Origin of the sequence: Collinsella sp. LCP21S3_A3 (genome assembly GCF_052118905.1) — a bacterium.
In the GTDB taxonomy this organism is placed as follows: domain Bacteria; phylum Actinomycetota; class Coriobacteriia; order Coriobacteriales; family Coriobacteriaceae; genus Collinsella.
Window position 1 is genome coordinate 23,344 of the sequence record NZ_JBQKGH010000012.1, and the last position, 13,003, is coordinate 36,346.

The following is a 13,003-nucleotide window of genomic DNA, read 5'->3' on the forward strand; positions in this document are numbered from 1 at the left end:
TAACAGTTAGAGACCAAATTCCTCGCTACGTGTTACAGATCGAGACGTTAGGTTGGCGGCCGAACAGTTCATCTCAATCTGTAACACTTGGAGTCCAAATATCTGGCTCGGTGTTACAGATTGAGATTTTTCTAAAGCCGAGGATGGGCGCCGCCGCCAAAACCTAGCGCTTGCGGCGCTTGGTCGCGGCGATGCCGGCGGTAGCTACGGTTGCGCCGGCGATGCCTAGGGCGGCGACCGTCATCACGGCGGAGTCACCCGTGCTGGCAAGCTCCGTGCCGCCGGACTTCTTGCCGTTCTTGCCCTTACCCTTGGACTTGTCCGTCGTCACCGTGGTCGTCGTCGAAGTCGAACTGCCCGCAGGGACCCCGGCCCCACCAGAGCCATCCGTACCGCCGCCCTGCCCGCCGCCGTCAGGCGTCGGCTCGGGCGTCGGCTCGGGCGTCGGCTCGGGCTCGGGCGTCGGCTCAGGCGCCGCCTCATCGGTCACCGTAATCGTAATGTTCAGACGCTCGGAATACTCGCTGTACGACATGCCAGGGCGCTGTGCCGCAATGCGCACATACATGTTGCTATCGAGCGCAATAGGCTCGGTGTACTTTACGCGGCCTTCGTCACGGCAGGGGCAGGTGTCGTTGGTGGTGTACCAAATCGTCGTGCCATCCTCGGCCGAAAGCTCTAGCTTCGTGCCCTTGGGCACTGTAATGTAGTTCTCCTTGGGCGACCATGCACCAAACGTCGTCGCACCAATCGTCGCCACCGGTCGCGCCGGTCGCACCGCCTCGGCAGACACGCGAACGTCGACCTGCTTGGACAGCGCCGTGCCGTCAACCGCCGCCGTCAACGTCGTCAAACCAGGCAGAGCGCCATGCAGCACAAACGTCGCCGCGCCGTCCTCGCCCGTCACGGCCTGGGTGGCATCGACAGAGCAGATAGCCGAGGACTCCAGCCCAACACTAACCTTGGCGCCCGCAAACGGCTTGCCCGCCTTATCGGTCACGTGCGCCACCAGCTCAAAGTCACTGCCATCAAGCATGGTCACGGCCTGCTCCACGTTGAGCTTGAGCTTGTCGGCACGAGCGCCCACGACAAGCTCTCCACTTGCCCAGCGCTCCATGGCCGTGCCGGCGTAGTTGCGAGCACCGTCGAGCTCAAGCGCCACCGTCGAGCCCGCCTCACACGCATCGGCATAGCGAATACGCAGCACGCGCGACAGCGGCTTGCCATTGGGATCGTCCTGCTTGTCGAGCCACGTATACGTCACGTCGCCCAAGCCCTGCGCGCACAATGCGGCCAGGGCATCGTCGCTCGCATCCATATACTGCGCAAACTCAACCTCGATGCAATCGGTATAGGCATGGGCCGAAACCACCTCGGGCGCCGCCGTCGACACCAAGCCAATGTTCACCTCAGTCTGAATCGGCGGCACGCGCAGCCAAGCCGAACGCGCTTCCTCATACCCGCCCTTGGTCACGCGCACCTGATACCAGCCGGTCGGCGTATTCCAGTTGTATGCACCGTCCGCACCCGTTGCAAGCGGATTGTCCTGCTCATACTCCTCGGCATCCCAACGCACTTCATTGGTACCGGCCGCATCGTCGGCGCTCCACAGCTCAACCGTTGCGCCTTCAACCGTATTGGACAGCAGACCCTCGTACACCACGCCCGCAGGGTCGGGTGCTGCCTTGGCAGCCACATTGCGATAACGAGCCTCGAAGATCGACTGCATCTTCTCGTCCGAGATCAAGCCATCCTTGTTGGCCTTGTAGACCTCGGCATCGGTCAGCTCGCCCCAGTTGACCGTAATACGATTCTGACACGCGCGCTCCACCTGCTCGCAGGCAACATCGTAGGCGCATTCGGCATTGGTCAACTTAACCGCGCGCTCCGAGCCCACGCTCGTCGAGGCCGCATCATAGGCGGCGCCCACCACGGTACCCGCCGAGCCAGCCGTTAGCACGCCGGCGATCGTCATAATGGAGCCCACCGCCACATCGGTACTATCGTGGCAGAGCTGGCGATACAGCAGATCCTCAAACGCACGCGCCTTCTCCATGGCGTCACGCAGCGCGTAAATGCACTTCCAGTCGTCCTCGGTCTTCTCGGGCTTGGCAAGCAAGCGCATATGCTGAAGCTCATAGCCCTCGCGCTCGCCCTTCACCTTCTGCATACGGACGTTCACGTTCTCCCAGTTCTTGCTGGCATCGTTCACGCCGTAAATGCCGGTAAAGACGCCGATACCCTGGGTCGCCGCGGGAAACGCCTGTCCGGCCGCCTTCCACGCATCGGTCTTAAAGACCTGTCCGAACATCTCGCACTCGATCTTATAGCTCTTGAGCGAACGGATCGTGCGGATGAGCTTCATATGGGCGCTCACGTCGCCGTTGCGTTTCCAGGCCATGAGCCATCCGCGCACCTTGGAGTTGTTGAGGCTATGGACCACATTCCAGTTGTCGTACAGGTTGTCCAGAATATCGCACTGCATGGCGATCGAATTAAACAGAAGCGCCTGGTTCTTGTTGTTATTGGAGTTCTCGATAAATTCCGACTCTATATAGGCCGTCTGCTCGCCATCGGGCGCGGCGACCTTAAAGCCCTTGATGATATCGTCGTCAGCCGCCTTGTAGCTCAGCGAGCTGCCGAGCGCCTGGCCCAAATCGTTAAACCCGCTCGTCGACTGGCCGTTGTATTCGCTGGCCTTAATGCCCGCACACTTGTTGAGCGCCGCAGCGGTTGCGTCATTCCAGCTTCCGTATTGGTTGAGCCGGCCGATACCCATCGACTGGCCCACCAGATCCTCGGCCTGCTGGGCGATAAACTCCGCTCGCGATGCATGGTCGACGAGCTCCTTGATGGCGGCCGCATCCGCAGGGTTCGCACCCTGGGCCGCCGCGAGTTCCTGATACCAATCCTCGCTGGTGCCGTAAGCATCCTCAAAGATCATCTTGTCCACATTGACGCCATAGCTGTCGCCCTGCTGGGTCAGCAGCGCCGCCGACCCGCCGACCGCGGCCTTGAGCTCAGCCGCAAACTGCGCGGCCTCCTCGTTGCCAGCATCATCGCCCTCGCCGTCGCTGGCGGCAGGGGCGCGACGAGCCTTGCGGGCAGCTCCACCTTGGGCTTCGTCCTCTTTACCGTTCTCGTCCTCCTCGGCAAACGCATCGGCGACCATCTTGTCAATCGCGTCGTTAAAGGCCTCGTCGACATCATTAAACGAGTTATCCATCATATACTCGTGCCACTGCTGCACGGCATTCGAGAACTCCTGCTGGCGCTCCTCGGCCGCGGCGGAATGCTTTTTGGCCGAAGCTTTGGCGTCAAAACTCAGCATGGTCATAAGCTGGGCATTGGAGATGCGGTAGGTCTTCGGCATAAAGATCTGCTCAAAGTTGCCGCAGTTCACATAGGTCGAGTCATTCGCCTTGTTAAACTCGTCGAGCAGCTTAAGGTAGCCCTCGTCCACATACTCCGCCACATAGCGCACACGGGTGCCCTCGCGCGACTTTTGAGTCAGAGGAATCGTCACCGTCTTGCCATCCACGCAGTCCACGTACAGGTCGAGCGTGTCGGCGGCCTCTTCGTTTCCCACCTCGAGCGTGATGTCAAAGGTCCAGTAGGCGTTCTTCTTTTGTGGCAGATGATGGAAGGTCCACAGGCTCTTGCCGGTGTCCTTGCCGTCCTTGACCAAGTTTTGCGTACCGCCACGATACGTCACATCAAAGCTCCAGACCGAAGCGCTCGGAACATAGCGCACGTAGTTGCGAGCCGTCACCTCTGCGGCAGCGGCGGCAACATCGGTCGAGCCCACGCGCGCCTCGAGCGTCACACGCTCGGCGGCAAGCGTATCCTGCGGCAGGTCGTATTCAATCTTGGCACGGCCGAGTTTATTGGTCTTGCCGGTGTACTTTGCAGCCGACGAGCCCGTCCCCACGGTGAGCTGCACGCTCTTGCCCGGCGCTGCATAAACGTAGGCCACATTGCCCAGCAGGCTGTGAACGTCGGTGTTGTCGACCTCGATGCGCGATCCGCTAACCTCGAGTGTGGTACTTCCCAGCGGCAATGTCACCTCGCCCAGCGTAATGAGCGGCGAGATGGCATAGGTGCCCGAGGACTTAGGCTTAAAGCGCACAAAAACATCGGCGCCCGCGCTCTTCTTCATATCGAGAACGAGGTTGTCGCCCTCCCAAGTTGTGTCAGCCCACATGGCATCGGAGCTTGCGCCGGCTTCGCGAGCGCCTGCGGACACATCCTCGACGGCATCCTTGGCCAGCGGAATCTCAATCTTGGCAGCCTGGCTGTCCTTGAGCTCGTAATGAATGCGCAGCTCGGTCTCCACGCCAACGACCGCGGACGAATCAGCGATAACCGAGCCCGCCGTCAGCCCGCGCTCGGCACGATACGTCTCCACGTCAAACGTCGGCACGTCGAGCGTCACGTTGAGCTGCTTGCCGTCCTCGATCTTCACCTGTTTTTGCGCGATATGCTTACCCACGGTCAGTCCCAGGCGGCTAAACGTGGAATAGCTCGTCGCTTGGATGTCGTAGCTCGTCTTGTTAAAGGCGACGATGGTGTACGAACCGGCCTTAAGGCGCGGCGTCTCGGCCTTCATGATAGGCGTGGTGCCATCGTCTTCGTAACCCATCAGATAGGTGACGCCGTCGGCGACTAGCCTGCCGTCGGACGTACGGAACACCAGCACGCGGTTGGCGCCCTGGTAGTCGCCCTTGGTCGTGACCGTCGCCGTGCCCCAGGGCTTCAAGTCGATATCGACCTTGCCGACCGAAGGCTTCACCGTCGCCGTCGCCCCACCCAGCTTGAGGCTGTCTTTGGGCTCGAGCGTTATCTCCAGATCCTGGTCCGCGTCGGCAATGGCCTGCGACACCACGAGCACTGTGCCCTGGATGCGGTAGTCGTTTTCCTTGTCGCCCTTGGCAGGCTTGAGCGTCTTGCCGCCGCTCTTCACCGTCAGATCGATGTTATCGAGACTATCGAGCTCAATGCGTTCGGTCTTATCCTGGCCCACAATCGGTTCGAGATAGCCCACGTTGAGCTCAATCGCGCGCGAAGCCGGAATCTTGGTAAAGTCCTCCGCCTTAATCTCCCCGATATTCCATGTGCCCGTCATCTGGTCGCCCGGGCGCGCCAGCACCATGTCATAGTAACCACTGAGCGAAATGCGCAGCGTTGCTGCCGTCTTGGAGAGGACGTCGGCAGCAACGGAGCCGTCGTCGCCAACCGTCAACGGCGTGGACTGCCCCGCCTGCACGAGCACGGCCGCCGCGCCCTGGGGAAGTTTGCCCGTGATTTGGGCGTCCTCGCCCATCCACTCAAAGGTATAGGCGGGACGCGTTGGGTCGGCCGAGTCCATGCGATCGGCGACGGCATCGGCAATCTTCTTGATCATCGAGGGGTTGCCCGCCGAGTCCGTCGCATAGGCATAGATGGTCTGGCCCTCGCTAAAAGGCATCAGGTAATCGACGCCATCGATCGTCACGTTGTTGGTGTACAGGCCCGCCTCTTCGAGCTTGATGTCGGGATTCATGACGCGCAGGGTCACCGCATTGTGGTTGGTGGTCGAGGTGCCGGCGCTGCTGGTATTACGCGTGTTGTCGAACGGCTCCAGATCAATCGACTGCACGCTCTTGGGCACAACAATTTCCTTACCGGCCAGCGCGGGATCGAGGTAAGTAAACGCGTGTGCTCCGATATATTTGACGCCATCGCCGATCGTCACCGACGACACATGCGAGCACCCGTCAAAGGCATAGCGCTCAATCCGCTCCACCGTGCCCGGCACGTTGATCTGCGTAAAGGTGAGTACCGTTGTGTCCGAGACATGGAACTGCGGCACGCCGCAATTGGCGAAGGCGCGATAGTCGATAGTCTTAACCGAAGGCGGCAGCGTTGCCACCACATTGTCGTCAAGTTGTTCGCAGCCCTCAAAGGCCTGCTCGGGAATCGTGGTAAAGGCCGCGTTGTTGGGCCAGGTCACCGTGTGAAGTGTCTTGCTTCCGGTAAACGCATTCCAGCCCAGTTCCTCAACCGAATCGGGCAGTGCGATCTCTTTGATGCTGCTGCCGCCCAAACCGCCCACAGAGCGGATATGCGAATCGGGGGCAAACGTAATTGATGTGAGCGCAACGTTTCCCATGCCCTTAAGACTCACGACATTTTTGCCGTCGATGGTCGAGGGCACCTCCAACGTGGTAATGCCCGCGTCGCCATACTTGATAGAAATTTCGTTGGTGAGGCTATCGATCGAGAAGTAGTACTGCGCGGGAGTCTGCTCGCCGGCCACGTAGCCATCATCGTATTCGCCTTTTACGCCCGTAGCGCCCTTCGAGGTCATCCAGAGCCCAAGATCCTCATTCCAGGTTGCTTCGGCTTCGGCGGTCTCCTCCTGCTTCTGCTGCTCGGCGAGTTCCTTGCCCTCGACAAGATCGGTGGCAAGCGTACCCGCAGGTGTGCTCTCGGTCTGTCCGGCGCCCGTCAGGCCCGCCGCCGATGCAATCTCGGAGGCCGGGGGCGTAGGGGTGTCACCGGCCTCGAGCGCTGCGGGGTCGGCAGCGCCGGCATCGGGCGCGGGGTCGGCGGAAGCAGAGTCTGACGTTTGGGCGTCAGCCGAATCGGCAGGGGCGGCGTCGTCCGCTTGGCCGTTATCCGTCTGCACAAAAGTGCTATCGGTGTTGAGGGCCTCGGCAAACGCGCCCGCGGGAAACGAACCTGTCACCATCGCGAGGGTCACCGTGGCAACCGTCAGCCGGCGGCAAAGCGCTCGAGCAGTAGTCCACCTCATGGTCGTTCCTTTCCTGAAACCAAAAGTCATCCAGCGTAATCGTTGTCCAAAAACAAAGCGAACGGTAGGTTCATATATACGAACCTACCGTTCTACCTGCGCAAACCACCAAAAAGGGGAAAGGCACCTTTGTGGTGGTTCTGGACTTGGCCGGCCAGTTTGTCTCAATCTGTAACAGTTAGAGGTCAAATTCCCCGCTTGGTGTTACAGGTCAAGACGTTAGATTGGCGGCCATTCGGTTCATCTCAATCTGTAACATCTAGAGCCATTTTGGGCAGTTTGGTGTTACAGATTGAGATCTTGCAAAAGCCGAGGATGGGCGCTGCCACCAAAAACCTAGCGCTTGCGGCGCTTGGTCGCGGCGATGCCGGCCGCGGCAACGGTTGCACCGGCGATGCCCAGGGCAGCGACCGTCATCGCGGTGGTATCCCCCGTGGTAGCCAGGACAGCGTCGCCCTTCTTGGTCGGTGCGGCTTTCTCAACCGTCTTGGTCGGGGTAGTTGTCGCGACCGGCTTTGTCGCGGGCTTCACCACAGGCTGCGGTGTCGGCTTGGGATCCGGCGTAGGCTGCGGATCGGGAGTCGGCGTGGCTTCAGGCGTAAAGGTCAGATCGGTGTTGAGCCACAGGGTGTAGATCCAACCGCTCTCGGGATCAACCACACTCGCTTCGTCCATCTGGTAGCCGCACTCCTGGCCGTTGATCACCAGCTTGGTGTCGGGCGTAAAGTAGAAGCCGCGCGCGGACTTGAGGTAGATACCGTAGCGATAGGTCACGCCGGGCTTAAAGACGTCGATGTGATTCGTGATGTTCTGATCCCAGAACTTCTGAGAGTTCACTTCGCTGCCATCGCTGCCCGTCCAGAACTCGCACTGGAGAATAGAGTCGGAACCCGCCGGAGTACCCGCCGTAAAGACCGGCCTGTCGCCCGCCTTAAAGGTGGTCATGGCACCGCTAATCTCGATAAGGTCGATTGCCCGCCACTCATCAATCGGAGCCTCGCACAGCATATTGTCAGCGTTTGGCGCGAAGACACCGTTGTCGGTCTTGATGTGGGGCACCCAACGGCCGTTGACGTTCATTTCGCAGTCATCGGCCACGGTATTGTCGCCCTTGAGCCTCAGCTCAACGGAGTACATGTAGAACTTGCCCTCTTCGAAGTGGTCAATCTTCTTCATGCCCGGCTTGTACTGCGCGGGATCGGAATACCAGAAGGCGACGGGTACCGACTCCCTGGATTCCATATTGAGCTCCATCTCCTCCCAGCACTCATACGCAATCTCGTACTTGTCGGCATCGGCAGCGGGAATCGTCGCGGTCGCGCGCGGTGCCTCGCCGGGCGCGTAGTCGGTCTTCACGTCGTTGACGTTCAGATTCTCGAGGGCTTCGTTTTCCGATGCATCAAGCGTAATTTCGCTATTGATGGCGTAGCGGAGGCAATAGTCGTCCCTGGTTTCGTTGAGGGTAATCGAGCTGCCCGCGTAGCTGTTGTCACCTTCATAGTCGGTGCCATAGTCAGTTCCGGTATACGTCAGTGCCGCGCCAATATAAAGAACCTCATTGCGCGTGAGTCGATACGAGCCGCCTGCCGCGCCACCCGTAAAGGTCAGCGTCAGCCTCATGTGATCGCCAACAGGCTCAAAGTGAGCCGTCACATCGGACATAGATGTGTCCTGGACTTCAGCCAGAGTGCCCGAAACAGCATCGGCCCGGTAGTACTTGGTTTCGACAAGTTCGCAGAGCGGCTCATCCGGCATGCCGCCCTCAACATCGGGAAAATCATAAGTATACGACTGGCCCTTTTCGAGTGTGACATTGCTCGGAAGCACGCAGTCCGTGTAGTGGGGAACCACGGTCGTATTGACCCTAACGCCGCCCTCGCCTGTCACATCGGTCACGCCACAGGGCATGATGGCGTCGCTTGCCGGAGTGGCGGCGTTGTCGCTGGGAGTGTTTTGTTCAGCGGGTGTCGCATCGTTCGCCGTTGCCGCTGATGCGTCCTGCTGAGCCTGCTGAGGTTCTGCCGTGGATTGCGCCACCGGAGCCGCGTCAGTCATCGGCGCAGCCGGGGCCACCGGTACCAGCGCCGGAGCCGCCGTATCCTCCGTAACCGTCGGCGTCACCGGAGCTGCGGCCACCTCGTCCGCCGCAGCGACAGGATCGGCACATTCCGTCGCCAGCGCCACGCTCGGCAGCAGCAGCTGACCAACCATAAGCGCACACGCACCGACGCTCGCAATCCTCACACCCACACAACGCCAGGTACCGTGAACCAGCGAGCAGGTACGCTCGCGTTGGGTTTGCTTATCAAAGTGGCTTCCGCACATAACGCCCTCCTTGGTCGTAGGGACATACCGCCACAAAGGTGCCCGTCCCCTTTGTGGTGGTCCTGTAGCACCAAGATGTGTCAAATGACTCCGTATACCTAGGTTCGTAGATGCGAACCTAGGCCTCTACCTGCGATTTAATTCAATATGACTTCGCCATCGCCGCACTCGTCCCGGGAACGCTACAATCGAGGGCACGATTATTCATCCACCCAAAGGACCGTCCTTGAACCTGAGCAAGCCTAAAATCAACGCGCTTCTGGCACTCGCGCTCTTCACCTTCGCCTTCCTTGCCGCCGAGTTTCGCTTCGACGTCAACGTCGGGCTGCTCGCCGATGCCGAACGCGTTGTAATCGCACAGGGCTTTATTCTGGGTGCGAGCGTGCTCGGCTTTATCGGGTACGCGCCGCTGCTCGGGCTCGCACAGCGCAAAGGCCACTCACTGGCAGCCGCCAACGCCGCTGTTCCCATCGCCATCCTGGGATTGACCCAGGTCCAGTCCCCCACAAGCCCGCTTGCGCTCGAGATTCTGGGATGTCTCGCATTCCTCGGACTCGGCCTACTGGGCGCCGCGGCGCACCACGCATTCTCGATGGCGTTCCAAGATGACCCAAAACTCGCCACCGGTGCCGGAGCGGCCTATGCCGCAGGCATCCTGATGCAGTTCGCGATCAACCTGCTCGACTGCGGCGGCATCGCGGAGCTCATCGTTCTTGGCACGGCGACGATCGTCATCTCCGCCCTCAGCGCCGCTCCCCAAGCGACAGACAAGGGCTCCAGTCGCACCATCAATCCCTTAGCCGAGCCCTCACACGCCCTCGCCAAACAGGCGTGCTGGAGCATCGCACTCGTCATGATTCTCGCCTGCTTGTTCTCCACCCTCGACAACGTCGTCACGTTCTCAAACGCCCACGGCACCATTGCCGTGCAAACCTGGCCACGCCTCTTTTTGGCAGCGAGCGGTCTGCTTGCCGGCATCATCTTTGACCTTGCCGAGCGTCGCTATATGGGACTCGTCATGCTCGGCGTCACGGTGCTTTCCAGCATTTCGATCTTGGCCGTGGAAGCCGGCGCCGACCCCAACTTGGGCCTCATCGTCTTTTACCTGAGTTCAGGCTTTTTCGTCACGTTCTTCACCGCCACGTTTACACAGCTAGCGCCGCGCATGCACGCGCCCGCCTTATGGGCCGGCATGGGTCGCGCGGCCAACAACGTATGCGCGTTCACTACATCGAGCATCTCGCTTGCCCTCGTGACCTCGGGCAACGTTGCCCTCATCATGATCGGTGCACTCGTCTTGCTCGTCGCCGCCTGCGCGGCATTCGTGGCAGCCGGCCTGTTCCGTCTACCCCAAACCGGGCAGGAGCGCGAGCGCGAGCAGCTGGCAGAAGAAGCACTCGCCGCCCCCACCATCGAGGAGCAGCGTCAGGCCTTCATCACCAACCACGCTCTCACCCCGCGCGAAGTCGACGTGCTCATGGCTGTAACCCAAGACGAACGCCCGCTCAAGCAGGTCGCCGAGGAGCTCGGTATCTCGATGCGCATGGTACAGCGCCACCTGAGCTCTATCTACCAAAAGACCGACACGCAGACGCGCGCCGGTCTCACCAAGGCCTTCCCCTCCGCCTAAAACAAAAGCCATCACAAAGGTGCCTGTCCCCTTTGTGATGGCTTTTGGTCGGCTAGCCTTCGAGCTGAGCCATCTTGTAGCGGTAGGCAGCGGCTATGACGTCTTTGCAGCCCTCGCGGCCCAGCTTGGCGCGGTTGACGACGATATCCTTGCCGCTCGTCATCTTCCACTTTCCGGCGCTGTAGCGCTTATAGAACGCCTCGCGTGCCTTCTGCTGCTGCTTGACCAGCTTGGCGCCCTTCTTTTTGTTGAGCCCACGCTTCTTGCGCACGATCTCGACGCGGTCCTCAAAGGGTGCGGTCACCAACACGGCAATGTGATTAGGGTTGTTACGCAGCAGGTAATCGGACAGGCGACCCTCGATAATGCAACTCTCGGTCTCGCCCAGGTCCAAAATCACCTGGCTCATCTTTTGGAACAACTTGTCCGAGTACGAACGCGCATCGTAGCGGTCGGGCAGAAACGCCATGTTCTCCACGGCCAGACGCTCGTCATAGGCGGCCATCTTATCGAGCGACTCACCCGCGCGCATCGACGCACGCACCAGCAGCTCGTTGTCGTACAGCGGAATTCCCAACTCGTTGGCAAGCATTCGGCCAATCTCGTGGCCCTCGGCGCCAAAGTCGCGCGCGATGGTAATGACCACAGGATTCTTCTTGTTCTCCAGATCGCTCATCGCGATTCCTTTCTCTATGTGACAAAGGGACAGTCCCTTTGTCACATTCATTTTGCCCCACCTTCGTCCTGGTTTCCCGAGTGCGGCAGATTGCCCCGAAAGAGGAGCGCCGCGTACTAAATGTACGCAAGCGACGATTGAGGGGCAAGGTGCCGTGCTTGGGGAAGCAGGACTATGCGGCCACAATGCGACGCTGATATGCCCTCACCAGCAGCGAGATACCAAAGTTGAGCACAAAGTACATCGCAAACACCAGGCCGTAGAGCATAAGCACCTGCGACAAGTCGATCGCGTGGGCCATCACGACGTTTGCCGTGTACATGAGCTCGGCCACGTTAATGCCCGAAAGATACGAGCTGTCCTTGATGACGGTCGTGCACTGGCTAAACAGCGCCGGAATGATCGTCTTAAACGTCTGCGGCAGAATGATGTAGCGCATGGTGGCAAAGAAGCCAAAGCCCTGGCTCTGCGCCGCCTCAAACTGGCCGCGCGGAATCGAGTTGAGGCCGCCGCGCACAATCTCGGCCATAACAGCGCTGGTAAACAGCGTAAAGGCGATGGTCGAAATCACAATGTCCAAACCCTGCACCGTAAAGTAGATAAACAGGATCCACAGCAAGTTTGGCGTGCAACGGAACAGCTCGATATAGGCGCTCACCAAAATACGGAATGGACGGGGCGCGTAGCTTTTAACGAGCGCCAGCACCGTGCCAAAGATGAGCGAGAAAAAGATCGACAGCGCCGAGATCTCGATCGTCTTAACAAAGCCGCCCCAAATGTAGAGCAGGTTGGTCGCGTTGAAGATTTCCATGCGCTAGGCCTCCTCTACGTTGTCGAGCCCCAGCTCGGCCAGGCTCATGCCGCGCGGGCGCTCCTTGGAGCGGCGCTCGAGCCACTGCACCAGCATGGCGAGCGGAAAGCAGATGATGAAATACATAAGGCAGCAGACGATGTATCCCTGCAGGTAACCGTACAGACTCACAAAGTTGTCGGAACGGTACATAAGGTCGCCGCCGGCCACAAGCGCCAGCACCGACGTGTTTTTGACCAGGTTGAGTGCCTGGTTACACAACGGCGGCAGAATGATCTTGAACGTCTGGGGCAGCACGATGTAGCAGTATGCCTGCGCACGGGTGAAGCCCTGGCTCTGGGCCGCCTCCATCTGGCCACGCGGAACGGCCTCGATACCGGTGCGGATGACCTCCGAAATGTAGGCAGCGTGATACAGGCCCACGCCCAAGAAGCCCAGCACAAACGGCGCGATACGCACCGGCTGGTCGGCACCGGTTATGGCCTGCAAAAACTGCGGACCGGCCATGTACATAAAGAGCACCTGCACGGGCAGCGGGGTGTTCTGGTAAAACTCCACGTACACGCGGCTTATGGCGCGCAGAACGCGAGAACGAGTGGTAGAGAACACGCCCAGCAGCGTGCCCAGCACCAGCGACAGCAGCAGACCGGCAACGACCACCTGCAGCGTCACGCCAAAGCCCTCCCAGAAGGGCCCCATGTTTTGGAATGTCGTCGACCAGCGGTCGGCGTCAAACAATCCTTCGAGCATTTGATTCCTTCCTTG

General features: G+C 60.0%; 6 protein-coding genes. 1 reads left to right on the plus strand and 5 read right to left on the minus strand.

Going from position 1 to position 13,003, the window contains the following annotated elements; translation table 11 throughout:
- Positions 1-163: 163 nt before the first annotated feature.
- Both ACTQ0H_RS07065 and ACTQ0H_RS07070 read right to left on the minus strand, forming a co-directional pair.
- Positions 164-6,796, minus strand: coding sequence for a leucine-rich repeat protein (locus tag ACTQ0H_RS07065; RefSeq protein ID WP_441548015.1), 6,633 nt, complete (start codon positions 6,794-6,796; stop codon positions 164-166).
- Between the two features lie 336 nt (positions 6,797-7,132).
- On the minus strand, positions 7,133-9,121 hold the full coding sequence (locus tag ACTQ0H_RS07070; protein ID WP_441538473.1) for an LPXTG cell wall anchor domain-containing protein: 1,989 nt from the start codon (positions 9,119-9,121) through the stop codon (positions 7,133-7,135).
- A 226-nt stretch (positions 9,122-9,347) separates the two neighbouring features.
- Between ACTQ0H_RS07070 and ACTQ0H_RS07075 the strand changes: the two genes are divergently transcribed.
- A complete protein-coding gene (locus ACTQ0H_RS07075) occupies positions 9,348-10,751 on the plus strand; it encodes a helix-turn-helix transcriptional regulator (protein ID WP_441538475.1) in 1,404 nt (467 codons plus the stop codon).
- A 52-nt stretch (positions 10,752-10,803) separates the two neighbouring features.
- On the opposite strand, the gene ACTQ0H_RS07080 is transcribed toward ACTQ0H_RS07075, so the two are convergent.
- The 3 genes from ACTQ0H_RS07080 to ACTQ0H_RS07090 all read right to left on the minus strand — a co-directional run bounded on the left by ACTQ0H_RS07080 (position 10,804) and on the right by ACTQ0H_RS07090 (position 12,988).
- Entirely contained in the window at positions 10,804-11,427 is a 624-nt protein-coding gene (locus tag ACTQ0H_RS07080) for an AAA family ATPase (protein WP_154516696.1), read from the minus strand.
- 172 nt (positions 11,428-11,599) lie between these two features.
- Entirely contained in the window at positions 11,600-12,238 is a 639-nt protein-coding gene (locus ACTQ0H_RS07085) for an amino acid ABC transporter permease (RefSeq protein ID WP_055285379.1), read from the minus strand.
- A gap of 3 nt (positions 12,239-12,241) precedes the next feature.
- The gene (locus ACTQ0H_RS07090; protein WP_427728857.1) at positions 12,242-12,988 is read right to left on the minus strand and encodes an amino acid ABC transporter permease; all 747 of its coding nucleotides are present in this window, start codon (positions 12,986-12,988) and stop codon (positions 12,242-12,244) included.
- Between the last annotated feature and the right edge of the window lie 15 nt (positions 12,989-13,003).